The 24,197-nt window shown below is 72.6% G+C and carries 25 protein-coding genes and 1 riboswitch; of the genes, 19 read left to right on the forward strand and 6 right to left on the reverse strand.

Translation table 11 applies throughout. The features are described from left to right. The first annotated feature begins 96 nt into the window (after nucleotides 1–96). A complete protein-coding gene (locus ABZ272_RS28915) occupies nucleotides 97–1,080 on the forward strand; it encodes an AAA family ATPase (RefSeq protein WP_355053089.1) in 984 nt (327 codons plus the stop codon). 84 nt (nucleotides 1,081–1,164) lie between these two features. On the opposite strand, the gene ABZ272_RS28920 is transcribed toward ABZ272_RS28915, so the two are convergent. Then, nucleotides 1,165–2,445, reverse strand: a complete 1,281-nt coding sequence (locus ABZ272_RS28920) for a hypothetical protein (RefSeq protein WP_355053090.1) — start codon at nucleotides 2,443–2,445, stop codon at nucleotides 1,165–1,167. A 244-nt stretch (nucleotides 2,446–2,689) separates the two neighbouring features. Here ABZ272_RS28920 and ABZ272_RS28925 point away from each other — a divergent pair, with 244 nt between their 5' ends. From ABZ272_RS28925 to ABZ272_RS28945, 5 genes are all read left to right on the forward strand, one after another. Further along, complete coding sequence (locus tag ABZ272_RS28925; RefSeq protein WP_355053091.1) at nucleotides 2,690–5,173, forward strand: tetratricopeptide repeat protein; 2,484 nt, start codon at nucleotides 2,690–2,692, stop codon at nucleotides 5,171–5,173. Between the two features lie 79 nt (nucleotides 5,174–5,252). Next, complete coding sequence (locus ABZ272_RS28930; protein ID WP_355053092.1) at nucleotides 5,253–6,521, forward strand: cytochrome P450; 1,269 nt, start codon at nucleotides 5,253–5,255, stop codon at nucleotides 6,519–6,521. Between the two features lie 45 nt (nucleotides 6,522–6,566). Beyond that, the gene (def, locus tag ABZ272_RS28935) at nucleotides 6,567–7,124 is read left to right on the forward strand and encodes a peptide deformylase (protein ID WP_355053093.1); all 558 of its coding nucleotides are present in this window, start codon (nucleotides 6,567–6,569) and stop codon (nucleotides 7,122–7,124) included. A 5-nt stretch (nucleotides 7,125–7,129) separates the two neighbouring features. Next, a complete protein-coding gene (gene fmt, locus ABZ272_RS28940; protein WP_355053094.1) occupies nucleotides 7,130–8,056 on the forward strand; it encodes a methionyl-tRNA formyltransferase in 927 nt (308 codons plus the stop codon). After that, nucleotides 8,053–9,489 (forward strand): transcription antitermination factor NusB, encoded by a 1,437-nt coding sequence (locus tag ABZ272_RS28945; protein ID WP_355053095.1) that lies wholly within the window; start codon nucleotides 8,053–8,055, stop codon nucleotides 9,487–9,489. The genes fmt and ABZ272_RS28945 overlap by 4 nt, the downstream gene beginning before the upstream one ends. 81 nt (nucleotides 9,490–9,570) lie before the next feature. Here ABZ272_RS28945 and ABZ272_RS28950 read toward each other — a convergent pair whose 3' ends face one another. After that, nucleotides 9,571–10,461 (reverse strand): septum formation family protein, encoded by an 891-nt coding sequence (locus ABZ272_RS28950; RefSeq protein WP_355053096.1) that lies wholly within the window; start codon nucleotides 10,459–10,461, stop codon nucleotides 9,571–9,573. Nucleotides 10,462–10,545: 84 nt separating this feature from the next. Then, a complete protein-coding gene (locus ABZ272_RS28955; protein ID WP_355053097.1) occupies nucleotides 10,546–11,436 on the reverse strand; it encodes a septum formation family protein in 891 nt (296 codons plus the stop codon). Nucleotides 11,437–11,690: 254 nt separating this feature from the next. Here ABZ272_RS28955 and rpe point away from each other — a divergent pair, with 254 nt between their 5' ends. From rpe to ribH, 7 genes are all read left to right on the forward strand, one after another. Then, entirely contained in the window at nucleotides 11,691–12,371 is a 681-nt protein-coding gene (gene rpe, locus ABZ272_RS28960; RefSeq protein ID WP_355053098.1) for a ribulose-phosphate 3-epimerase, read from the forward strand. A 1-nt stretch (nucleotide 12,372) separates the two neighbouring features. Next, nucleotides 12,373–13,329, forward strand: coding sequence for a response regulator (locus tag ABZ272_RS28965; RefSeq protein WP_355053099.1), 957 nt, complete (start codon nucleotides 12,373–12,375; stop codon nucleotides 13,327–13,329). Between the two features lie 78 nt (nucleotides 13,330–13,407). Further along, nucleotides 13,408–13,578: riboswitch (FMN riboswitch) on the forward strand. 158 nt (nucleotides 13,579–13,736) lie between these two features. Beyond that, a complete protein-coding gene (gene ribD / locus ABZ272_RS28970; protein ID WP_355053100.1) occupies nucleotides 13,737–14,798 on the forward strand; it encodes a bifunctional diaminohydroxyphosphoribosylaminopyrimidine deaminase/5-amino-6-(5-phosphoribosylamino)uracil reductase RibD in 1,062 nt (353 codons plus the stop codon). A gap of 1 nt (nucleotide 14,799) precedes the next feature. Further along, entirely contained in the window at nucleotides 14,800–15,417 is a 618-nt protein-coding gene (locus ABZ272_RS28975; RefSeq protein ID WP_355053101.1) for a riboflavin synthase, read from the forward strand. Further along, on the forward strand, nucleotides 15,417–16,106 hold the full coding sequence (gene pnuC / locus ABZ272_RS28980) for a nicotinamide riboside transporter PnuC (RefSeq protein WP_355053102.1): 690 nt from the start codon (nucleotides 15,417–15,419) through the stop codon (nucleotides 16,104–16,106). The genes ABZ272_RS28975 and pnuC overlap by 1 nt, the downstream gene beginning before the upstream one ends. Further along, on the forward strand, nucleotides 16,103–17,374 hold the full coding sequence (locus ABZ272_RS28985; protein ID WP_355053103.1) for a bifunctional 3,4-dihydroxy-2-butanone-4-phosphate synthase/GTP cyclohydrolase II: 1,272 nt from the start codon (nucleotides 16,103–16,105) through the stop codon (nucleotides 17,372–17,374). Before pnuC ends, ABZ272_RS28985 begins: the two co-directional genes overlap by 4 nt. 2 nt (nucleotides 17,375–17,376) lie before the next feature. Beyond that, complete coding sequence (gene ribH / locus ABZ272_RS28990; protein ID WP_355053145.1) at nucleotides 17,377–17,877, forward strand: 6,7-dimethyl-8-ribityllumazine synthase; 501 nt, start codon at nucleotides 17,377–17,379, stop codon at nucleotides 17,875–17,877. Between the two features lie 58 nt (nucleotides 17,878–17,935). Here the strand turns inward: ribH and ABZ272_RS28995 are convergent, their stop codons facing one another. The 3 genes from ABZ272_RS28995 to ABZ272_RS29005 all read right to left on the reverse strand — a co-directional run bounded on the left by ABZ272_RS28995 (nucleotide 17,936) and on the right by ABZ272_RS29005 (nucleotide 20,411). Further along, the gene (locus ABZ272_RS28995; RefSeq protein WP_355053104.1) at nucleotides 17,936–18,679 is read right to left on the reverse strand and encodes an amino acid ABC transporter ATP-binding protein; all 744 of its coding nucleotides are present in this window, start codon (nucleotides 18,677–18,679) and stop codon (nucleotides 17,936–17,938) included. A gap of 2 nt (nucleotides 18,680–18,681) precedes the next feature. Further along, nucleotides 18,682–19,449: an amino acid ABC transporter permease gene (locus tag ABZ272_RS29000; RefSeq protein WP_355053146.1), complete on the reverse strand. Its 768-nt coding sequence runs from the start codon at nucleotides 19,447–19,449 to the stop codon at nucleotides 18,682–18,684. Nucleotides 19,450–19,550: 101 nt separating this feature from the next. After that, nucleotides 19,551–20,411, reverse strand: a complete 861-nt coding sequence (locus tag ABZ272_RS29005) for an ABC transporter substrate-binding protein (RefSeq protein ID WP_355053105.1) — start codon at nucleotides 20,409–20,411, stop codon at nucleotides 19,551–19,553. A gap of 133 nt (nucleotides 20,412–20,544) precedes the next feature. On the opposite strand from ABZ272_RS29005, the gene ABZ272_RS29010 reads away from it, so the two are divergent. From ABZ272_RS29010 to rplT, 6 genes are all read left to right on the forward strand, one after another. Further along, nucleotides 20,545–20,808, forward strand: coding sequence for a phosphoribosyl-ATP diphosphatase (locus ABZ272_RS29010; protein ID WP_355053106.1), 264 nt, complete (start codon nucleotides 20,545–20,547; stop codon nucleotides 20,806–20,808). 45 nt (nucleotides 20,809–20,853) lie between these two features. After that, a complete protein-coding gene (gene hisG / locus ABZ272_RS29015) occupies nucleotides 20,854–21,699 on the forward strand; it encodes an ATP phosphoribosyltransferase (RefSeq protein ID WP_355053107.1) in 846 nt (281 codons plus the stop codon). A gap of 143 nt (nucleotides 21,700–21,842) precedes the next feature. Further along, nucleotides 21,843–22,316 (forward strand): PH domain-containing protein, encoded by a 474-nt coding sequence (locus ABZ272_RS29020; protein WP_355053108.1) that lies wholly within the window; start codon nucleotides 21,843–21,845, stop codon nucleotides 22,314–22,316. A 550-nt stretch (nucleotides 22,317–22,866) separates the two neighbouring features. Next, nucleotides 22,867–23,514, forward strand: coding sequence for a translation initiation factor IF-3 (gene infC / locus ABZ272_RS29025; protein ID WP_355053109.1), 648 nt, complete (start codon nucleotides 22,867–22,869; stop codon nucleotides 23,512–23,514). A gap of 20 nt (nucleotides 23,515–23,534) precedes the next feature. Beyond that, the gene (gene rpmI / locus ABZ272_RS29030) at nucleotides 23,535–23,729 is read left to right on the forward strand and encodes a 50S ribosomal protein L35 (protein ID WP_355053110.1); all 195 of its coding nucleotides are present in this window, start codon (nucleotides 23,535–23,537) and stop codon (nucleotides 23,727–23,729) included. Nucleotides 23,730–23,761: 32 nt separating this feature from the next. Further along, nucleotides 23,762–24,154 (forward strand): 50S ribosomal protein L20, encoded by a 393-nt coding sequence (gene rplT / locus ABZ272_RS29035; protein WP_091087503.1) that lies wholly within the window; start codon nucleotides 23,762–23,764, stop codon nucleotides 24,152–24,154. Nucleotides 24,155–24,197 lie beyond the last annotated feature (43 nt).

The raw sequence follows: 24,197 nt of genomic DNA on the forward strand, positions 1-24,197 counted from the left end.
CGTCCGGCAGAACGCTGGTGACGAGGTGGTAGCATCGCCCGTCATGCTCGGGCTGTCGATGATGTCAGGAAGCCGGTTATCAGGGGTGGACCAGTCGTGACCGTTCGACAATCGATCGTCTTCAACGGCGACCTCGGCAGCGGCAAGAGCACGGTGTCGGTGGAGATCGCCAAGCGGCTCGGTATGCGCCGGGTCAGCGTGGGTGATCTCTATCGGGAGATGGCGCAGCAGCGGCAGATGACCGCCCTGCAACTCAACCTGCACGCGGAGCTGGACCAGGCCGTCGACGGGTACGTCGACCAGCTTCAGCGCGACATCGCCGCCTCCGGCGAACACCTGATCATGGATTCGCGGCTGGCCTGGCACTTCTTCACCGACGCGCTCAAGGTGCACATGATCACCGAGCCGGGTGAGGCGGCCCGCCGGGTGCTGGCCCGCCCGTCCGGCCCGGCGGAGAGCTACGCCTCGCACGAGGAGGCCAAGGCCAAGCTCCGCGAGCGCAGCGCCAGCGAGCGCAGCCGGTTCATCCTCCGCTACGGGGTGGACAAGGCTCGGTTGCGCAACTACGACCTGATCTGTGACACCACCCGGGCCTCCGCCGCCGAGGTGGTCGAGCACATCGTCGCCGCGTACGAGGGCACGCTCGGCGCCGAGGTGCTGCGCGACGGCCCGCCGCTGCTGCTGCTGGATCCGGCGCGGGTCTACCCGACCGAGGACATCGCCACCCTGCGTGGCCTCTGGGACAGCGAGTTCGTCGGCGACGTGGCCGAGGCCGGCGACGAGTCGTTGGAGCCGCTCAAGATCGGCTTTACGGGGGAGTACTTCTTCGTCGTCGACGGTCACCGGCGGCTCAGCGCCGCCCTGCAGAACGGCTTCACCCTGGTGCCGGCCCAGCTCGTCGCCGAGGTCGACGAGCCGGTGGTCGGCGGGATGAGCGCCGTGGACTACTTCGCCGCGCAGGTGCGGCCGGGCCTGGTCTACGACTGGGAGGCCGCCCACAAGATCCACCTGCCGTTGCCGGAGCCGGCGCTGCTCCGCGGCGACGCCGTGCTCGCAGCGGACACGGGCGTCGGCGCCTAGGCGCAGCCTGAGCGCGACGCCGGACCGGCGCGCGAGATGCGCGCCGGCCCGGGTGTCGGGTTGGACGATGGTCGTGCGGAGGCGTCAGCCCAGGACGACTCCGGAGGCGCCCACGCCGGCCATGCCGGAGAAGATGTCCTCGTAGTAGAACCGCCAGGCGCACACCCGGCCGGTGGGAACGTAGCCGGTGCACGCCGTCGACGTGTTGGTGTCGTCGATGGCGGTGTTGGTGCCGGTCGCCCAGACCTGGAGGGTGTTCGCCGCGTTCACGATCTCCACCGGGCCGCCGCTGTCACCCTGGCCGACCGCGTTGGTGTGGGCGGTGTTCTCGGCCTGCACCTGACCGCAGACCGTGCCGAAGTTCCGCACGTTGATGCACAGGTTGCGGGCCTTCACCTGGATCGAGCAGCGGGTGCCGGAGTACGCGCCCGAGCTGCACACCCAGTTGCCGACCTGGCTGGCCTGCGCGCCGATCACCTGGTTGCTGAACTCGCTGACCACCGCGCCGTTCGCGTCCGTGCTGTTGTTGAAGACCCGGCCGCCGCCGCTGCCCGCGATGAGCAGGGTGTCGCTGCTGACGTTGCGGCTGATGACGGTGCCGATGGTCTGCCCGGTCGGGTCGGCCGCCACGACGTTGAGGTTGGCGCAGTGCGCGGCGGAGAGCACCCGCGACACCCCGCCCGCAAAGACGCCGAAGCCGGTCGAGCAGCCGCCACCGGTGGAGGTGTTGCGCCACGCGGCGCCACCCCACCAGGGCGGACTGTCGTCCCACCGGGTGGCGGGAGCGGCGGCGACGCCGGTCTGGACGGTCACCGGCACGCCGGCGAGAGCCGTCGCCCCGAGCAGCCCGCTCTGCGTACCGACCAGCAGGCCCGCGCCGTCGGCGCGCGGCCCCACGGTGGTGATCTTGTCGCCGGCCGTGGCGCGCAGCTTGTCGGCCGCGACCATCAGTTCCCGCTGCGAGTACGCCGCGGGCAGCACTGTCGTCGCGACGGTGGCCCGGGCGTTGGCCACCAGTCGGGCCGGCGGCTCGCCCTTCCAGTAGACCTGGAGGTGACGGGTGGCGGGATCGGCGACGATGCCGGCGAAGCCGGAGTTCGCGCTGCGCTGCGCGGCGTTGGTGATCTGGGCGGCGGCGGTGTTCATCCGCTGCTGCAACTGGAGCAGCTCGGACCAGGAGGCGAAGCCGCCCGGCACCGCGGTGCTGTCGACGAACGATCCGGTGGTGGTGGCCTTGCCCTTCGGCGCGGCGGTGGCCGACGTGGCGGTCACGCCCGTGACGAGCAGCGTGAGGCCGCAGGCGGCCACGGCGATGCGACGCAGCATCGACGCGGACCGTCGGGCGTTCGGGTGTGGACGGATCATCTGTACCCCTTCCCCAGGGTTCGTGGCGCGGGCCGGGCCCGCACCAGGGACGGTGGCATGCGACGTCCGATCCGGACGGCGATCCTGGACGGGATTGGACACGGTCGGACAGCGTCGGACGGCGAAAGGTCCGATGTGAACTGTCAGACATCGGCGATCTCCTATCTCACTGCCGGTGGCCGCGTCTAGCCTGCCCGTGTCGGCATCCGGGGCGGCCGGGTGACCGGGAGGGGGTGGGGGCCGCATGTCCGACCAGTGGATTCCTCCCGGCGTTCGTGCCGGGGTGCAGGAATCGCCCGGGGCGTGCGACGTGGCACGTCGTGCCGTCGCGGCGCAGACCCTGCCGGATCTGGCCGGTCTGCTGCGCCAACTGCGCCGCCGTGAAGCACGGCAACAGGGCGAGACCCGGCTGACATACCGGCAGTTGGCGGCGAAGACCGGCTGGTCACGCGGCATCATCGGGGAGTACTTCGCCGGTAATGTCCTGCCCCCGCCGGAGCGGTTCGACGCGCTCATCAGGTTGCTCGGCGCGAGCCCCACCGAGCAGGGCGTGCTGGCCACCGCGCGGGACCGGATCGAGGAGCGACGCCGACGCCCGACCGGTGACCACGCGACCGACGTTCGGGCGGGCACCGGGGCGGCGCGTCCCCAGAGCGGCGGCGCACGGGTCGCCGCGATGTCGAACCGCCTCCCCGTACCCCGTCAACTGCCACCGGCACTGCCCGGATTCGTCGGACGTACCGCCCAGCTCGCACAGCTCGACGCCGCCTGTGCCGGCCCGGACGCCGCCGACGACGGCGGCCTGGCGCCGGCCGGGGTGGTGACCCTGTCCGGTACGGCCGGGGTCGGCAAGACCACCCTGGCGGTGCACTGGGCGCATCGGGTCGCCGACCGTTTCCCGGACGGTCAGCTCTACGTCGATCTGCGGGGATTCGACTCCACCGGCACGGTGGTGACTCCTGTCGAGGCGGTCCGGGGGTTTCTCGAGGCCCTCGAGGTGCCGCCCGAACGGATCCCCACCCATCTGAGCGCGCAGGTGGGCCTGTACCGCAGCCTGCTCGCGGGCCGTCGGATGCTGGTGCTGCTGGACAACGCCCGCGACGCCGAGCAGGTCCGGCCGCTGCTGGCCGGCAGCCCGACCTGCCTGGTCCTGGTCACCAGCCGCAATCGCCTGGCCGGTCTGGTCGCCGCCGAGGGCGCCCGGCCGCTGGGCGTGGAGCTGCTCAGCGCCGCCGAGGCGTGGCAGTTGCTGGCCCGCCGGCTCGGCGCGGACCGGCTGACCCTCGAGCCGGGGGCGGTGGACGAGATCATCGAGCGGTGCGCGCGGTTGCCGCTGGCGCTGGCGGTACTCGCCGCGCGGGGCGCGGCGAATCCCGGGTTCCCCCTGGCCAGCCTCGCGGCCGAGCTGCGCGAGGCGCCCCGCCCGTTGGAGTCGTTCGACGCCGGTGATGCCGGCACCGACGTGCAGGCCGTGTTCTCCTGGTCCTACCGGAGCCTGACGCCCCCGGCCGCACGGCTGTTCCGGCTGTTCGGCTGCCACCCGGGCCCGGACATCGGCGTGGCGGCGGCGGCCAGCCTGGCCGGGGTGCCCCGGGAGCAGGCGCCCCGACTGCTTGCGGAGCTGGCCCACGCGCACCTCGTCACCGAGCACGCCCCCGGGCGGTTCGGCGCGCACGACCTGCTCCGGGCGTACGCCGTCCAGCAGGCCGAACGGTTCGAGCCGGCCGGCGCCCGACGGGCCGCGATCCGGCGTGGGCTGGACCACTACCTGCACACCGCCCACGCGGCCGCGCTGCTGCTGCAACCGGGCCGGGATCCGGTCACCCTGGCCCCGGTCGCACCCGGTGTGCGGCCCGAGGAGATCGTCGACCACGGGCGGGCGCTCGCCTGGTTCACCACCGAGTACCCGGTGCTCCTGGCGGCGGTCGCGCACGCCCGGCACGTCGGGTTCGACGGCCACGCCTGGCAGCTGGCGTGGACGCTGGTGGACTTCCTGCAACGCCGGGGGCGGTGGCCGGACCTCGCCACCGCCCAGCGGACCGCCCTGGCCGGGGCCCGCCGGGCGGGCGACCGGCTCGGGCAGGCGAACGCCCACCGAGACCTCGCCCGGGTGCTGTCCCGGCTGGGTCGGGTGGACGAGGCGGCGACCAACTACCGGCACGCCCTGGCGATCTTCGGGGCGTTGGGTGACCACACCGGGCAGGCTCGTACCCACCGCGCGTTCGGGGCGATGCTCGACGGCCTCGGCCGGCACGCCGAGGCGCTGGAGCACGGGCAGCGGGCGCTGGCGCTGTACCGCGACGCCGGCCACCTCGCCGGGGAGGCGAGCGCCCGCAACGCGGTCGGCTGGGCGCACGCCCAGCTCGGGCAGTACGCCCCGGCGCTCACGCACTGCGGGCAGGCGCTGACGTTGCTGCGCCGTACCGGTGACCGGCACGGTGAGGCGAATACCTGGGACAGCCTCGGTTTCATCCACTCCCGCCTGGGTGACGACGCCGAGGCGATCCGCTGTTACGGGCGCGCGCTCCGGCTCTACCGGCGCATCAGCGACCGTTACGACGAGGCGGACACCCTGTCCCGGCTCGGCGAGAGCCGGCAGGCTGCCGGGGACACCGTCGGCGCCGTGCGGACCTGGCGGCGGGCCCTGCGCATCCTCGACGACCTCGGCCATCCCGACGCCGAGCGGGTCCGTGCCCTGCTGTCCGCGGCGGCGACCGCCCGGGGCTGACGAGCGCCGGGCAGGGGATGCCTTCCGGCGGCGGCACCGGGATGATGGAGCCTTCCACGCATCGACGGGGAGGCCGACCATGGAGGCTGCCGAGGCGCTCACACTGCTCATGTCGCCGCAGGGACGCGTCGATCCGTACCCGACGTACGAGCGGCTGCGCTCGCACGGTCCGGTGGTCGAGGCGTTGCCCGGCCTGTACGTGGTGACCGGCTACCCGGAGGTCGACGAGCTGCTGCGCGACCCCCGGCTCGTGGTGCTCGACGACGCGCTGCGGGACCAGGTGTGGCCGAACTGGCGGCAGAGCCCGGCGATGAAGTCGATCGCCCGGTCCATGCTGCGGACCAACCCGCCCGACCACAGCCGGATGCGTCGGCTCGCCGCCGGGGTGTTCAGTCCGCGCCGGATCGCCGGGATGCGTGACGTGGTGCGGGCGCAGGCCGAGGAGTTGCTCGACGCGATGATCGAGCGCGCCGAGGACGGCCGGCCGGTCGACGTGCTCGCCGACTTCGCGTACCCGCTCCCGGTCGGGGTGATCTGCGCGCTGCTCGGCGTGCCGGCGCAGGACCGACCGCTGTTCCGCCGCTGGGCCGGCGACATGACCGGGGTGCTGGAGCCGGAGATCACCACCGAGGAGCTGGCAGTCGCCGACGCGGGCGCAGCCGAGCTGCGCGACTACTTCGTCGAGCTGATCGTCGCCCGGCGCCGGGAACCGGCCGACGACCTGACCACTGCGCTGGTCCAGGTCCACGACGCCGATGGCGAGCGTCTCACCGTCGACGAACTGCTGGCCAACCTGGTGGTGCTGCTGGTGGCCGGCTTCGAGACCACCACCAATCTGCTCGGCAACGGCCTCGTCGTGCTGCTGCGCCACCCCGAGGACGCCGACGCGCTGCGCGCCGACCCCGGGCTCGTCCCGGCGTACGTCGAGGAGCTGCTGCGCTACGACTCCCCGGTGCAGCTGACCACCCGGACCAGCGCGGCGCCGGTGCGCTGCGGCGGGCTCGACCTGCCGGCGGGCAGCACGGCGCTGCTGCTGCTCGGCGCGGCCAACCGCGATCCCCGCCGCTTCACCGACCCGGAGCGTTTCGACCCCACCCGTGAGCAGGCGCACCCGCTGTCCTTCGGTGCTGGTCCGCACTACTGCCTCGGCGCCGGCCTTGCCCGGCTGGAGGCGCAGCTGGCGTTCCCGCTGCTGCTGCGCCGGTTGCCCGAGCTGGCACTGGCCGAGCCGCCCCGGCACCGGACCCGGCTGACCCTGCGCGGCTACGAGAGCCTGCTGGTGACGCTGGGCACACCGGCCCCGGCCGATCGAGGTACGCCGGCCGGCGCGCTGCCGGGCACTCCGTAGACTGGTACGGCACCGCTCGCCCGTCCGACGAAGGAGCCGTCCCGCGTGACCGTCCAGCCCATCCGTCTTTTTGGGGATCCGGTGCTGCGCACGCCGGCCGATCCGGTGGTCGACTTCGACGCCGAGCTACGTCGGCTCGTCGCCGACCTCACCGACACGATGCGGGAGCAGAACGGGGCCGGTCTGGCCGCGCCGCAGCTCGGCGTGAGCCTGCGGGTGTTCACCTTCGACGTCGACGACGTGCTCGGGCACCTGATCAACCCCGTGCTGGAGTTCCCCGACGAGGAGGAGCAGGACGGCCCGGAGGGCTGCCTGTCGATCCCCGGGCTCTACTTCGACACCAAGCGTCGGCAGAACGTCGTCGCCAAGGGCTTCAGCTCGTTCGGCGACCCGATGCAGATCGTCGGCAGCGGTCTGATGGCGCGCTGCGTGCAGCACGAGACCGACCACCTCGACGGGGTGCTCTTCCTGGACCGACTGGACGCGCAGGGGCGCAAGGAGGCCATGAAGGCGATCCGCCAGGCCGAGTGGTACGACGGTTCGGCTCCGCCCACGGTCAAGCTGAGCCCGCACATCAGCGACCCCTTCGGTCTGGGTCGGTGACCCGGATGCGTGTGATCTTCGCCGGCACTCCGGCGGTGGCCGTACCCGCCCTGGCCGCCGTCGCGGCCTCCCGGCACGAGCTGGTCGCCGTGGTCACCCGACCCGACGCGCCGGCCGGACGGGGGAGGGGCCTGTCCCGCTCCCCGGTCGGCGTGTGGGCCGACGAGCACGGCGTGGAGGTGCTCACGCCGGCCCGTCCCCGCGACCCGGAGTTCCTCGACCGGCTGCGCGCGCTCTCCCCGGACTGCGTACCGGTGGTGGCCTACGGCGCGCTGGTGCCGCCGTCCGCGCTGGAGATCCCCCGCCACGGTTGGATCAACCTGCACTTCTCGCTGCTGCCGGCCTGGCGGGGCGCCGCGCCGGTGCAGCACGCGGTGCTGCACGGCGACGAGCTGACCGGGGCCAGCGTCTTCGAACTGGAGCAGGGCCTGGACACCGGGCCCGTCTACGGCACCCTGACCGACGAGATCCGTCCCGGCGACACCTCCGGTGACCTGCTGGAACGCCTCGCCGACAGTGGCGCTGGGCTGCTTGTGGCCGTGCTCGACGCGATCGCCGACGGCACCGCCCGCGCCGAGCCGCAGCCGGCCGACGGGGTGTCCCTCGCGCCAAAGCTGACCGTGGAGGACGCCCGGGTCCGCTGGGCCGACCCGGCCTTCGCGGTGGACCGGCGCATCCGCGCCTGCACCCCGGCGCCCGGTGCGTGGACGACCTTCCGCGACGAGCGGGTGAAGCTCGGTCCGGTCGTCACGGTGGCCGACGGCCCGGACTTGAAACCGGGGGAGTTGCTGGTGGAGAAGACCCGCGTGCTGGCCGGCACGGCAACCGGGCCGGTGCGCCTCGGTGAGGTCCGCGCCGCGGGCAAGCGGGCCATGGCGGCCACCGACTGGGCGCGCGGCGTCCGCGTCGGCGCGGGCGAGGGACTAGCGTGACGGCCCCGGAGGGGACGCGTCCGTACCGGGGCGGGCCGTCGACCGGCCGTGGTGGCGACCGCCGGCCGGCGCGACCGCCGCTGGACCGGCCGCGCCGCGCGGCGTACGAGGCGGTGGCCGCCGTGCACCGCGACGACGCCTTCGCCAACCTGGTGCTGCCCATCATCCTGCGGGAGGAGGGGCTGTACGGCCGCGACGCCGCCTTCGCCACCGAGTTGACCTACGGCACGCTGCGTCACCTGGGCACGCTGGACGCGATCCTCAGCGACGCGGCCGGCCGGGACGTGGCCCGGATCGACCCGCCGGCACGCGACGCGCTGCGGATCGGGGCGTACCAGCTCCTGCACACGCGGGTGCCTCCACACGCGGCCGTGTCGTCGACCGTCGACCTGGTCCGCTCGGTCGCGCCGGGCGCGGCCGGGTTCGCCAACGCGGTGCTGCGCGAGGTGTCGACCCGTGACATCGACGGGTGGGTGGCCAAGCTCGCGCCGCCGATCGAGACCGACCCGGTCGGGCACCTGGCGCTGGCCTACAGCCACCCGCAGTGGATCGTGCGGGCCTTCTCCGAGGCGCTCGGCGGTGACCTGGGCGAGACGGCCCGCCTCCTGATCGAGGACAACGAGCGTCCCCCGGTGCACCTGTGCGCCCGACCCGGGTTGATCGACCCGGTCGAGCTGGCCGACGCGGTCGGCGGGGCGCCCGGCGCCTTCTCCCCGTACGCCGTCTATCTGCCGGGCGGCGCCCCGGGCGACGTGCCGGCGGTGGTCGACGGCCGCGCCCACGTCCAGGACGAGGGCTCCCAACTGGTGGCCGCCGCGCTCGCCGACGCGCCGCTGGACGGCCCGGACGGGCGCTGGCTGGACCTGTGCGCCGGCCCCGGCGGAAAGGCGGGGTTGCTCGGCGCGATCGCCGCGCAGCGGGGCGCCCGCCTGACCGCCGTGGAGGTGGCCGAGCACCGGGCCCGGCTGGTGTCCCAGGCGACCCGGGGCCTCCCGGTCACCGTGCTCGCGATGGACGGTCGTGAGGTCGGCGCGGACCCGAAGCTGCCGGAGGGCCACTTCGACCGGGTGCTGGTGGACGCGCCGTGCACCGGGCTGGGCTCGCTGCGTCGGCGTCCCGAGTCGCGCTGGCGGCGGCAGCCGTCGGACCTGCCGCCGCTGACCCGGCTGCAACGCGAGCTGCTGGGCGCGGCGCTGCGGGCGGTCCGGCCGGGCGGGTTGGTCGCCTACGTGACCTGCTCGCCGCACACCGTCGAGACCCACGTGACGGTCACCGAGGCGGCCCGCCGCAGCGGTGTGGCGGTGGACTTCGTCGACGCCCGACCGTTGCTGCCGGCCGGCATGCCCGGCCTGGGTGACGGCCCCACCGTGCAGCTGTGGCCGCACCGGCACGGCACCGACGCGATGTTCCTCGCCGTCCTGCGCAAGGGCTGAGCCCGCCCCGCTAACTGAGAGGAAGGGCCCCTTGTTATACGCCAGGCGTTAACAAGGGGCCCTTCCTTTTAGCTCAGGGGGTCAGGTGATTGGGAGGCCCTTGTCGCCGGCGTTGCGCATCGAGCGGGTCAGGTTCCGGTCGCTGATCCACAGGAAGCACTGCACCCCACGGTTGCCGTTCTTCCACTCCTGCTCGTACGGCTGGTAGTAGATCGTCCCGGCGCGGAAGTCGAGCTTGGAGTCGTCGGGCACCTTGGCGTACTTGGCGGTGACCGACTGGCACGCCCGGTGGGTGCGCTTGGTGGTGCGGTTGAACTCCGCGTAGCTGATGTCCGGGGCCCGCCAGATCCCGACGAACTCAGCGTGGTGCTTCGCCGTGCAGGACACCGGCACCATCGCCTCGATGTCGTCCTTGACCAGCTTCGGGTTGAAGCAGCGGTAGGCCAGCGGGGCCGCGCCGGCCAGCGCGCCGCGCAGACTGCCGGTGCGCAGGTCGACGGCGGTGTCGTCGATGCTGGCGATCTCGGTGACGTCGCAGCGGTACCAACGGGCACCGCCGGCCCAGGCGGGCGACGACGGCAGCACGACGGTCAGTCCCAGGCGCCCGGAGCGCCAGTCGCCGCCGACCGCCTTGGTGACCTCCTTCTCGCAGCCGGCCTGTGCGGCGCGCATGCCCTCGGAGCCGGCGGGCGGGGTGGTGCCGCGCTCCGCGCCGGGCCCGGTGAGCGTGCCGACGTGGATGGTCTCCACCCGGTGCGCCTCGCTGCACTCCATCGGGTTGTAGCCGCTGAGGAAGCCGACCTGCTGAAAGGAGTGGTGGCAGACACCGGCCGCGGGTACGAACTGCTTCGCCGCCACGGGCGCCGGCCAGTCGTCGGTGAGGTTCCGGTCAACGCCGGTGGGCGTGCCGCAGCCGGCGAGGGCCAGGGCCACCGCCGCGCCCCCGGCAATCGCCGTCAACCACCGTCGCATCTTCGACCTCCCGCCGCCGGTGACCTCCGGTCGACCTCCAGCCGGCCGGTAACGCCACGGCGCAGCAGCATACGGCACCGTAGCTCAGATCGCGGGTAGTCCCTCGGGGCCGGCGCCGCGCATGGAACGGGTGAGTTTCCGGTCGTCACTCCACAGAAAACAGCGCACCCCGCGGTCGCCCTCCTCCCACTCCCGTTGCGACGGTGGGTAGTAGATGGACCCGGCCCGGTACGGCAGCTCGCTGTTGTTGGGCACCGCCACGTACGCGGCGATCAGCGCCATGCAGCGCCGGTGCGCCTGCTCGCCGGAGCGGGTGAAGGCCGCCCAGCTCAGGTCCTTCTCCTCGTAGACGCCGACGAACTCGGCGCGGTGCGGCTCGGTGCAGAGCACCGGGGCCATGTAGTTGAGGTTGTCGCCGATCAGCTTGGGATCGAAACAGCGGTGGGTCAGTGGGCTGTCGCCGATCAGCGCGCCACGCAGGCTGCCGACGCGGTTCACCGGGCGGGTGTTGTCGATGCTGTCGGTCTCGCTGAGGTCGCAGCGGAACCAGCGTGCGCCGCCGGTCCACGCCGGCGCCGTGGGCAGCGACAGCGTCAGGGTGAGCCGGGCCGTGTGCCAGTCGCCGCCGAGCACGTCCCGGGCCCGCTGGTCGCACTCGGCGCGGGCCGCCCGCAGCGCGGTCGAACCCGGGCCCGGCCGGTCGCCGGCCCGCGCGGCCGGCCCGGTGAACGTGCCGACGTGGATCGCCTCAGCGAGGTGGCTGCGGGCGCAGTCGACGGTCTCGTACGTGCTGGCCTGCACGACCGCGGTGATCCGGGGCAGGCAGGTGTCGGTGGCCGGGGTGAACGGTCGGGGAACCCGCAGTTCCGGCCAGTCGTCGGTGAGATCACCGTCCGCGCCGCGTGCCGGCGCGCAGCCGGAGAGCAGCATCGTCGTGACGCCGACCAGCGCCAGCGCTGCAAGCCACCGTCGCATCGTCCGCCCTCCCGGGAGCTGGCGACCGGTCGCCGCGCCCCGTGGCGCGACCCCGGCGGGCGTGCAGCCTACGGCACCGTCCCGCTTGGAGTGTCGTCGCGTTTGGGTCGATCGGCCAGCCACTGATGTCTGTTCGTCCGGATTCGAGGATCCGGATCGGTTTATTCTGCACTACTGGTCACTGCTGGATCACAGCGTGTCGGAGTTGGTGCCGTGCTGCGGGCGGCGGGTGGCCGCGTTCGTACACTGGCCCCGTGACCGTACCGCCGCCAATCGTCGCGCCGAGCATCCTGGCCGCCGATTTCGCTCGCCTCGCCGAAGAGGTCCGTGCCGTCGAGGACGCCGCGGACTGGTTGCACGTGGACGTGATGGACAACCATTTCGTGCCCAACCTGACCATCGGGCTGCCCGTGGTGCAGAGCCTGCGGGCCGCCACCACGATGCCGTTCGACGTGCACCTGATGATCGACGATCCGCGTCGGTGGGCCCCGGGGTACGCCGACGCCGGGGCGTACAACGTCACGTTCCACGCCGAGGCGGCCGACGACCCGGTGGCCCTGGCCAAGGACCTGCGTTCGGCCGGCGCGAAGGCCGGACTGGCCATCGACCGGGACACCCCGATCGAGCCGTACCTGGACCTGCTGCCCAGCTTCGACACCCTGTTGATCATGACGATCAAGGCGGGTTTCGGCGGACAGCGGTTCGTCCCGCAGTTGTTGGACAAGGTCCGCGCCGCCCGCCGGCACGTGAACGCCGGGCACCTGGAGCTGCGCATCGAGGTGGACGGCGGGATCGCCGCCGACACCATCGAGCAGGCGGCGGCCGCCGGCGCCGACGCGTTCGTGGCCGGCACCGCCGTCTACGGCGCCGCCGACCCGGCGGAGGCGGTACGGCACCTGCGGGCGCTGGCGGAACGCGCGGCGCCCGAGGCCTGAGATGGAGCCCGAGGCCGACCGCAAGGACGTCATCCTCGTCGTCGACGACGACGAGGACATCGCCCGGTTCGTCGAGTTCAACCTGCGGTTGCACGGTTTCGACGTGATCCACGCCAGCGACGGCCAGGAGGCCCTGGAGGTCATCGAGCGTCAGCGGCCCGACCTCGCCGTGGTCGACCTCATGATGCCCCGCATCGACGGGCTGGAGCTGACCCGGCGGCTACGCGCCGATCCGATGACCTCCGCCCTGCCGGTGATCATGCTGACCGCCAAGGGGATGACCGTGGACAAGGTCCACGGGCTCAGCGCGGGCGCCGACGACTACCTGGTCAAACCGTTCGACACCGCCGAGCTGGTGGCCCGGGTCTCCTCGACGCTGCGGCGCAACAAGGAGTTCCGGGAGGTGTCCCCGCTCACCGGACTGCCCGGCAACAGCCGCATCCGGCGGGAGATCAGCGACCGGGTCCGGCAGGGGGTGGACTACGCGGTCGGCTACATCGACATCGACCGGTTCAAGAGCGTCAACGACCGGTACGGCTTCGTCCGGGGCGACGACTTCATCTCCGCCCTGGCCCGCAGCCTGCACCGGGCCGTGGTGGCGGTGGGGCTGCCCCCGGCCTTCCTCGGCCACGTCGGCGGCGACGACTTCGTGATCGTCTGCGCGCCCGACCAGGTCCGCCCGCTCACCTCCCGGGCGGTGGTCGACTTCGAGAAGTCCGCCGACACGCTCTACGACGCGAACGACCGTGAGCGCGGCTTCGTCGAGCTGAAGGACCGGCGCGGCAACATCCGCCGGGCGGCCCTGGTCACGCTCTCGATCGGCGTCTCGCTGTCCGACGCCGGCAAGCGGTTCACCGACCCGCTCGAAGCCATCGCGGTGGCCTCGGAGATGAAGACGGTCGCCAAGAGCCAACCGGGGTCGTACGTCGCCGTGGACCGGCGGCGCGGCGTCACCTGACGCGTGATCCCGCTGTGAAGTAGCTTGCCTGAATAACGACACGCCGGGTTCGCCGTGTAAGACTGCGAAGTACCCACCACGCGCTGGCGGGACTCGGTGAAATTCCGAACCGGCGGTGATCCACGGTCCAACCGTGGTCAGCCCGCGACCCGGACGGCTCTGCCGCCCGGTGGACCTGGTGAAAATCCGGGGCCGACGGTTGGGGGCGGCTCGTCCGCGCCCAGACAGTCCGGATGGGAGACAGCGCGCGGGACGGACGGGTCCGAGCCGGCCGCTGGCTTCAGCGTGCCGTGCCGCCCACCCGGGGCGGCTGTGCCGTACCCGGAATCCGCCCCCGCCTGCCCGCGGTCCATACCGCCTCCCTGACCGCCCGCGCGATGAGGCGAGTGAGAGGGCAGGACAGGGCGATGGCCAGCGTCTCCGTCGACGAGGCGATGCGGCGTGCGATCGAGCTGGCGGCGCGCGGGCTGGGCACCACCAGCCCCAACCCGGTGGTCGGGTGCGTGCTGCTCGACGCGGACGGCCAGGTCGTGGGCGAGGGCTTCCACGCGTACGCGGGCGGACCGCACGCCGAGATCGTCGCGCTGGCCCAGGCCGGCCGGCGGGCCAAGGGCGGCACGGCGATCGTCACTCTGGAACCCTGCGACCACACCGGCCGCACCGGCCCCTGTAGCACCGCGCTGGTCCAGGCCGGCGTGGCCCGGGTGGTCATCGCCGTACCCGATCCGAACCCGGTGGCCTCCGGCGGCGCCGCCACGTTGCGCTCCGCCGGGGTCCAAGTGGACCTGGGAGTACGCGGCGAGGAGGCCGAGGCCGGCAACGTGGCCTGGCTGACCTCGATGCGCCGGGGTTGGCCGTACGTCATCTGGAAGTACGCCGCCACCCTCGACGGCCGGTCCGCCGCCGCCGACGGCACCAGCATGTGGATCACCTCGGAGGCGGCCCGGATCGACGTGCACGCGCTGCGCGGCACCGTCGACGCGGTCATCGCCGGGGTGGGCACCGTGCTCGCCGACGATCCGCGCCTGACCGCCCGCAACCTACGCGACGGCAGCCTGGCCATCCGGCAGCCGCTGCGGGTCGTGGTGGACAGCTCGGGGCGTACCCCGGTGGACGCCCGGGTCCGCGACGGCGCCGCGCGGACGTGGATCGCGACCGCCGCCGAGGTCGGCGCGGGCAAGGACGGCCGGGTCGACCTGGCGGCGCTGCTCGCGGCGCTGCACCAGCGCGGCGTCCGGGCGGTGCTGCTGGAGGGTGGGCCCCGGCTGGCCGGCGCGTTCCTGGCCGCCGGCCTGGTGGACAAGATCGTCGGGTACGTCGCGCCGCGGCTGCTCGGCGCCGGCCCCACCGCCCTGGTCGACGCGGGAGTGACGACCATCGCTGAGGCCATCGATCTGGAGCTCGTCGACGTTACGCAGGTCGGTCCGGATCTCCGGATCACCGCTTTGCCCCGAAAGAGGGAGGGCTGACATGTTCACCGGCATTGTCGAGGAATTGGGCGAGATCGTGCGCGTCACGGCCACCGCGGGTGATTCCGCGCTGATCGCCGTGCGGGGCCCGCTCGTCACCTCCGACGCCCGCCACGGTGATTCCATCGCCGTCAACGGTGTCTGCCTGACCGTCGTGGACGCGGCGGACGGCGTCTTCACCGCCGACGTCATGGGTGAGACCCTGCGCCGCTCCGCGCTGGGCGCGCTGCACGCGGGCGACCCGGTCAACCTGGAACGAGCCGCCGCGCTGGGCAGCCGCCTCGGTGGGCACCTCGTGCAGGGTCACGTCGACGGTGTCGGCGAGCTGATCTCCCGCGAACCGGCCGAGCAGTGGGAGACCGTGCGGTTCCGGCTCCCCGCCGACCTGTCGCGGTACGTGGTGGAGAAGGGCTCGATCACGATCGACGGCGTGTCGCTGACCGTGGCAGCCGTCGGCGTCGACGAGTTCGCCGTCGGGCTCATCCCGACCACCCTCAAGCTGACCACCCTCGGCGCGAAGGGCGTCGGTGACCCGGTCAACCTCGAGGTCGACGTGGTGGCCAAGTACGTCGAGCGGCTGCTGGGCAGCCGGCTCACCGAGACCGGCGAGGTGGCCTGATGAGCGCCATCGGCTGGCTCCTCGACGCCCAGGTGCAGGTCGCCGGCTCGCCGGTGCTCGTCCGGGAGATCGTCGGCAACGCGTTCGGCCTGATCTCGGCGCTGCTCGGGCTGCGCCGGCTGGTCTGGGCCTGGCCGGTCGGCATGATCGGCAACGCGCTGCTGTTCACCGTCTTCCTCGGTGGTGTGTTCGCCACCCCGCAGGCCCACGACCTGTACGGGCAGGCCGGCCGGCAGGTCTTCTTCTTCACGGTGAGCGTCTACGGCTGGTGGCGCTGGCAGCGCAACCGTCGGGCCGACGCCCAGCACGCCGCGGTGCTGCCGCGCTGGGCCACCGGGCGGGAACGGCTCGCCCTGCTGCTGGCCGCCGTCGTCGGCACCGCCGCGGCGTACCCGCTGCTCAAGGCGCTGGGCTCCTGGGGCCCGCTGCCGGACGCCTGGATCCTCACCGGCAGCCTGCTCGCCACCTACGGCATGGCCCGCGGCTGGGTCGAGTTCTGGCTGGTATGGATCGCCGTGGACGCCGTCGGCGTGCCGCTGCTGCTGCGCGGCGGGTTCTACCCGTCGGCGGCCATGTACCTGATCTACGGCGCCCTCTGCGCCTGGGGCTTCGCCGCCTGGTGGCACACGTCGCGCGCCACCCGCCCGGCCACCGCGCTCCCGCCCACCTACACGGAGGCCGTCGCATGAGCGAGCGCAGCTTCGCTGACATCGAGCAGGCGATCGCCGAGATCGCGGCCGGACGGCCGGTCGTCGTGGTCGACGACGCCGACCGGGAGAACGAGGGCGACCTGATCTTCGCGGCCGAGCTGGCCACGCCGGAGCTGATGGCGTTCATGGTGCGCTACACCTCCGGGTACGTCTGCGTGCCGTTGACCGAGAGCGAGGCCGACCGGCTCGACCTGCCGCCCATGCACCACACCAACCAGGACCGGCGTGGCACCGCGTACACGGTGACCGTCGACGCCCGGGAGGGGGTCAGCACCGGCATCTCGGCGGCCGACCGCGCGCACACCATCCGACTGCTCGCCGACGCGGCCACCGACCCGACGGACCTGGCACGTCCCGGGCACGTGGTGCCGCTGCGCGCCCGCGAGGGTGGGGTGCTGCGCCGGCCCGGGCACACCGAGGCGGCGATCGACCTGACCCGGCTCGCCGGGCTGCGTCCGGCGGGTGTGCTCTGCGAGTTGGTCAACGACGACGGCACTATGATGCGGTTGCCGGACCTGGAGAAGTTCGCCGCCGAACACGGTCTCGTGCTGATCACCATCGCCGACCTGATCGCCTACCGGCGGCGGACCGAGAAGCAGGTCGAGATGGTGGCCGAGGCCCGGATGCCCACCCGGCACGGGGTGTTCCGCGCGCTGGGCTACCGCGCCGAGCACGACCCGGCCGAGCACGTCGCCCTGGTCATCGGAGACCTCGGTGACGGCCGGGACGTGCTGGTCCGGGTGCACTCCGAGTGCCTCACCGGGGACGTGTTCGGCTCGCTGCGCTGCGACTGCGGGCCGCAGTTGGACGCCGCGCTGGCCCGGGTCGCCCGCGAGGGCCGGGGTGTGCTGCTCTACATGCGCGGCCACGAGGGGCGTGGCATCGGGCTGCTGCACAAGCTCCAGGCGTACCAGTTGCAGGACCAGGGCCGCGACACCGTCGACGCCAACCTCGACCTGGGCCTGCCGGCCGACGCCCGCGACTACGGCACGGGCGCGCAGATCCTGTACGACCTGGGCGTGCGCTCGATGCGACTGCTCACCAACAACCCGGCCAAGCGGGCCGGGCTGGAGGGTTACGGGCTCACCATCACCGGCCGCGAGGGCCTGCCGGCCGGCGCGCACCCGGAGAACCTGCGCTACCTGCGCACCAAGCGGGACCGGATGGGTCACCTGCTGGACGAGTTGGACGAGGTGTCCGAGGCGCCGCTGGGGCGTCCGGTCGCCAACGACGAGATCGGAGCATGACGATGGCGGGTTTCGGTGAGCCGGGAGTCGACGCGGTGGATGCCGCGGGGCTGACCGTCGGCGTGGTGGCCGCGCGCTGGCACGGCGACCTGACCGACCACATGCTGGAGCGCGCGGTCGCCGCCGCCGAGGCGTGCGGCGCGCGATCCGTGGTCGCCCGCGTCGCCGGCTCGGTCGAGCTGCCCGTCGTCGCCCAGGCCCTCGCCCGCCGCTGCGACGTGGTGGTCGCGCTCGGCGTGGTCGTCCGGGGCGCGACCGCCCACTTCGACTACGTGTGCCGGTCGGTCACCGACGGGCTGACGCGGGTGGCGCTGGACGAGGGCAAGCCGGTCGCGCACGGTGTGCTCACCGTGGAGACCATCGAGCAGGCCCGGGACCGCGCCGGGCTGCCCGGCTCGGCGGAGGACAAGGGCTGGGCGGCGACCGTCGCGGCGCTCGACGCCGCGCTGGCCGTGCGGACGGTGGCGGCGGGCAACGCGCAGCGGGTCGGCTTCGCCGGCTGACCCGCTCGGCCGGCGGCCGGGCCGAGTGGCGGTCGGGCCCGGCGGCGGCCGTCCGGTCTCAGAGCCGGCCGGCCTCGATGATCCGGCGGAGGAACTGCCGGGTACGGGGCTGCGTCGGCTCGCCGAGCACCTGGTCCGGCGGGCCGCTCTCGACGACGCGCCCCGCGTCGAGGAAGCACACCTCGTCGGCGACCTCCCGGGCGAAGCCCATCTCGTGGGTGGCCAGCACCATGGTCATCCCGTCGGCCTTCAGATCCCGGATCATCGTCAGCACCTCGCCCACGAGTTCCGGGTCCAGCGCCGAGGTGACCTCGTCGAGCAGCATGAGCCGAGGCGAGTTCGCCAGCGCCCGCACGATCGCCACCCGCTGCTGCTGTCCGCCGGAGAGCCCGTCCGGGTAGGCGTGCGCCTTCGCGCCCAGCCCCACCCGGTCGAGCAGGTCGCGGGCCTGGGCCTCGGCCTCCGCACGGGCCCGCCGGTGTACGCGCCGGGGCGCGAGGGTGATGTTGTCCAACACGCTCAGGTGCGGAAACAGGTTGTACGCCTGGAACACCATGCCGATCCGCCGGCGTACCCGGTCGGCGTCGACCCGTGGGTCGGAGATGTCCTCCCCGTCCAGCTCGATCGTGCCGTCGTCCAGCTCGTCGAGGAGGTTCACGCACCGCAGGAGCGTGGACTTGCCCGACCCGGACGCCCCGATCAGCGCCACCACCCGGTGCTCGGCGACCGTCAGGTCGAGCCCGTCCAGCACGACGTGGCCGGCGAACTCCTTGCGCAGCCCCCGGCAGCGCAGCAGCGTCATGTTCAGCCTCCCGACTGGCGACGGGCCGAGCGCAGCGTCACCCAGTCGGTGACCGCGATCAGCGGGATCGCGAGCAGTACGAACAGCACGCCCGCCACGATGTACGGCGTGTAGTTGAACGTCTGGGCGGTGGCGATCTGGGCGGCCCGGACCGCGTCGATCGGACCGGCGAGCGACACCAGCCCGACATCCTTCTGCAGGGCCACCACGTCGTTGAGCAGCGGTGGCGCCACCCGGCGGACGGCCTGCGGCAGCACCACGTGCCGCATCGTCTGCCGGTAGGTCAGGCCGAGCGACCGCGCCGCCGCGAGTTGGCTGGGGTGCACCGACTCGATGCCGGCCCGGAACACCTCGGCGAGGTAGCCGCCGTAGGTGAGCACCAGCGCCAGCCCGCCCAGCACCAGCACCGACGGCATGCCCCGCAGCCGCAACCCGGGGACGCCGAGGGTGAGCAGGTAGAGCACGATGATCAGCGGTAGGCCGCGGAACGTGTACGTGTAGCCGGCGGCCAGCGCCCGTACCGGAAAGAAGATCGGGCCGCGCAGCGTCCGCAGCACGGCGATCACCAGCCCGAGCAGCAGGGCCCCGGCCGCGCAGCAGACCAGCAGCCGTACGTTGAGCCAGAGCCCGTCCAACACGGCCGGCAGCGCGTCGGCGGCGATCCTCGGGTCCAGGAACGACTCCCGTACCCGGTCCCAGCCCGGCGCGCCGGTCACCGCGACGACCAGCAACGTGCCGAGCGCCGCCGTGGACGAGGCCGCGACCAGCACGCTGTAGACGGTCTGTCGACGCCGGTACGCCGTTCGCCGTGCCTGGGCCGCCGAGGGGGTGTGCGCCGGTGGCGTTACGGCGGGGGTGGCTTCCCGTGGCGTCACGTCAGCTCGGCCGCGCCCGCCACCTGCGCGAGCCACTTCTGCTCCAACTCCTTCAGCGTGCCGGCCTCGCTCAGCTGACCCACCGCTCCGCTCACACAGCGGGTCAGCGGCGAGTTCTTGTCCAGCAGCAGCCCGAACACCTCCGGCACGCCGACCCGCGGCACCTGGCCGACGATCACCGCGTCGGTGACCTCCGCGCCGGTGATGTAGAAGGCCGTCGGCAGGTCCACCACGAGACCGTCGATCTGCCCGTTCTGCAGGGCCTTCTTGGCGTCGTCGTTGCTGTTGTAGACCTGCGGCTTCACGGTGGGCTTGATGACGTCGGTGATCGCCTGGTAGCTGGTCGTGCCGACCTGGGCCCCGAGCTTGGCGCCCTTCAGGTCGGCCACGGTCTTCTTGCCGGCGATCTTCGACGACTTGAGCGCGATGACCGTCTGCCGCACGAGGTAGTACGGCGCGGAGAAGTCCACCGCCTGCTTGCGCTCCTCGGTGACCGAGAACTGGTTGATGTCGAAGTCGAAGGTCTTCTCCCCGGGCGCGATCGCGGTGTCGAACTTCACCCGGGTCCAGGTGACGTCCCCCCGCGCGTAGCCCAGCTTCTCGGCCACGGCGTACGCGACGGCGGCCTCGAAGCCCTCGCCGTTCTCCGGCTTGTCCTGCCGGAACCACGGCTCGTACGCCGGCTGGTCGGTGGCGATGGTGAGCTTGCCCGCCGTACGGGTGGGCAGGCTGTCCTTGACGCACGACGGCGCGGCGGTGACGGTGGGGGTCGGTTCGTCCTGCGGCGCGCAGGCGGCGACGGCGCCGACGACGGCGCCGACGAGGGTGAGCGCGAGAAGACGTGAGCGGCTGGCCATGGCGGACAGCGTAAAGCTCCACGGGCATCGATCGAAGATCTTCCCACCGTGACGATAGGGAATTGTCCGCCTGCTGGGTTCGGCCGGACCCGGACGTCCGGTGGCGGCCCGGCGGCTGGAAGAATCGTTCCCCGTGAAGACGTTCGAGGAGTTGTTCGCCGAGCTGCAGGCCAAGGCCGCCGCCGGCACCCCGGGCTCGGGCACCGTCGCCGCTCTGGACAAGGGTGTGCACTTCATCGGCAAGAAGGTCGTCGAGGAGGCGGCCGAGTCGTGGATGGCCGCCGAGCACGAGGGGCCCCAGCGCACCGCCGAGGAGATCTCCCAACTGCTCTACCAGGTCCAGGTGCTGATGCTCGCCAGCGGTCTCGAGCTCGAGGACGTCTACCGACATCTGTGAGTGCGCCCCGTCGTTGATCAGATTCGATCGAAGGAGCACTCCGTCATGTTGCGTGTCGCCATCCCCAACAAGGGCACCCTGGCCGAGCCGGCCGCCCAGATGCTGCGCGAGGCGGGTTACCGCCAGCGCACCGATCCCAAGGACCTCGTCTGCCGGGACGAGGCCAACGACGTCGAATTCTTCTACCTGCGTCCCAAGGACATCGCCACCTACGTCGGCTCCGGTGATCTCGACCTCGGCATCACCGGCCGTGACCTGCTGATCGACTCGGCCGCTCCCGCCGAGGAGGTCGTCGACCTCGCCTTCGGCCGGGCCACCTTCCGCTTCGCCGCCCGCCCCGACGACATCGCCTCCGTGCAGGAGCTGGGCGGGCACCGGATCGCCACCGCGTACCCGGGGCTGGTCGAGCGGCACCTCGACGAGGCGGGCGTCAAGGCCGAGGTGATCCGCCTCGACGGCGCGGTGGAGAACGCCGTACGCCTCGGGGTGGCCGACGTGATCGCGGACGTGGTGGAGACCGGAGCGACGCTGCGTCAGGCGGGCCTCGTCGTGTTCGGCGAGCCGCTGCTGCGCTCGTCGGCGGTGCTGGTGCGCCGGGCCGGCGCGCCGGCCCACCCGCAGGCCGAGCAGCTCCTGCGCCGCCTGCACGGCGTGCTGGTGGCCCGCCGCTATGTGATGCTCGCCTACGACGTGCCGGCCGGCCTGCTGGACCGGGCCAGCGGGTTGACCCCCGGTATCGAGTCGCCCACGGTCTCGCCGCTGCACCGCGAGGGCTGGGTGGCCGTGCAGGCCATGGTGCTCAGCGACGACGTGCACCGGATCATGGACGAGTTGTACGACCTGGGCGCCCGCGCCATCCTGGTCACCAACATCCACGCCTGCCGCCTCTGACGGGTCTTGATCCACACGAGTTCGCCGAAACGGGGGTGTCCGCCCGCGCGGGTCACCCCCGTTTCGCTGAACTCGTGTGGATCACCGTGGCGCCTCGGCGGGTGGTGCGCGGGTGGGGCGGATGTGAGTGGCAGACTGGGGGAGTGAGTGACACCGAGCTGGTCCGCCTCAAGCCCCGCCGCATCCGGGTGGTGTGCTGGTCCGCGGCGATCGTGCTGGTGGTGGTGTTCGCCCTGGTCGCCACCTCGCTGACCGGGCCGACCGGGGACGGGTACGGCAGCTTCCAGCGCGGTGACCAGATCGCCATGATCGGCCTCGGCATCTTCGGGGCACTGGGCTTCCTGCTGTTCACCCGCCCGCGCATCGAAGCGGACGGGCGGCGCATCCGGGTGCGTAACGTGATCAGCTCGTACGAGCTGCCCTGGGAGGTCGTCCGGGGCATTCGCTTCGACCGGGGCGCCCCGTGGGCCAGCCTGGAGCTGCACGACGACGACCTGCTGCCGTTGATCGCGTTGCAGGCGGCCGACAAGGAGCGAGCCGTCGACGGCGTGCGCGCCCTGCGCCGGCTTTACGAAGCCCACCAGGCCCGCCTCGCCGAACGCGCCGTCGGCAGCTGAGCAGAGCACCCGCCCCGCGCACGCGAACCACCGCGCTCCCGCCCCGCCTCCCCGACGCCTCCCCACGCCAGCTCGAAGCTGACTCAGTGCGGTGATCAAGAGGTTTGCGTCACGGGGCACGGCGTGTCGTGACGCAAACCTCTTGATCACCGCGCGGGCGCGCCGCGCGCCGCGCCGGCATGTTCTCGCGTGCCCCGGCGAGGTCGCGCCGGACGGCGATGGTCTGCCGGTCGTGCCCGGTTTGGGAGTCGGCGGTCCGGCGGTGTAGTGTTGTCGAGTCGACCAGGCTGTCTCCGCGTGCGAGCAGGCAGCCTTGAAAGCGGAGCGCCTGCTCCCACCCGAGTCGCCGCTACGGTGGCCGGGTCCGGTCACCGGTTCCGGGCATGTCCCGGTCCCGGATGCGCGATCCTGTGATCGTGCCGACCGGTCGAGCGGGCCCTGGCATACGCCGGGGCCTTCTGTTTTCCAAGTCGGGTCCCTCCCGGGAGCCGCAGGGGTCGGCACCTGAGCAGAAACGACTCGAGGAGGCCCCATCAGCGTCGAACCACGCGTGAACGAGCAGATCCGGGCACGTGAGGTCCGACTGGTCGGCCCAGAGGGTGAGCAGGTGGGCATCGTCCCGCTGGAGCGCGCCCTTCAGCTGGCCGCGGACGTCGATCTGGACCTGGTCGAGGTTGCGCCGATGGCGCGCCCGCCGGTGTGCAAGCTCATGGACTTCGGCAAGTTCAAGTACGAGAGCGCACTGAAGGCGCGCGAAGCGCGGCGTAACCAGCAGCAGACCGTCATCAAGGAAATGAAGCTTCGGCCGAAGATCGACCCGCACGACTACGAGACCAAGAAGGGTCACGTGGTGCGGTTCCTCAAGGCGGGCGACAAGGTCAAGGTGACGATCATGTTCCGCGGTCGCGAGCAGAGCCGCCCGGAGCTGGGTTACCGGCTCCTGCGCCGGCTCGAGTCCGAGATCACGGATCTGGGATACGTCGAAGCCGCTCCCAAGCAGGACGGCCGAAACATGATCATGGTTCTCGCTCCGCACCGGGCCGTAAAGGCTTCCGCGGTCGCCGCCACGGCGTCGCGCGGTGGTCCTCGGGACCGGGTCGGGGACGAGTCCGCCGCTCCGGCAGCCGATGAGACCGCGGCGGTCGGCGAGACCGCAGCAGCCGGCGACACCGGCACCGCCGCCACCAGCGGCGAGTAACAGGGGAGAAGACGTTCCACATGCCGAAGATGAAGAGCCACACGGGTATGGGTAAGCGGGTCAAGCTGACCGGCAAGGGCAAGGTCGTTGCCCAGCAGGCCGGCCTGCGCCACAACCTGGAGAAGAAGCCCTCCACCCAGACCCGCCGGCTGACCGGCACGGTCGTGCTGGCCAAGGCCGACGTCAAGCGCATCAAGAAGCTGCTCGGCCGCTGACGCGCGCCACCTTTACGTAAGAAGGAGTTGAGATGGCACGCGTCAAGCGGGCTGTGAACGCCCAGAAGAAGCGTCGTACCCTGCTGGAGACCGCGAGTGGTTACCGCGGCCAGCGCTCCCGGCTGTACCGCAAGGCCAAGGAGCAGGTGCTGCACTCGATGCAGTACGCCTACCGGGACCGTCGTGACCGCAAGGGCGACTTCCGGCAGCTGTGGATCCAGCGGATCAACGCGGGCGCCCGGGCCAACGGGATGACCTACAACCGCCTGATCCAGGGCCTGCGTCTGGCCGGCATCGAGGTCGACCGCAAGATCCTGGCCGACATGGCCGTCAACGACGCCGCCTCGTTCGCGGCGATCGTCGAGCTGGCCCGGGCTGCGGTCGCGGCCGAGGGCACCGGCGGCGCGGCGGCTCAGGCCGCCTGATCCCCACGCACCAGAGAGAGGCGTCTCCCGCGTCGGCACCGCC

Source organism: Micromonospora sp. NPDC005979 (assembly GCF_040614415.1).
GTDB lineage: Bacteria > Actinomycetota > Actinomycetes > Mycobacteriales > Micromonosporaceae > Micromonospora.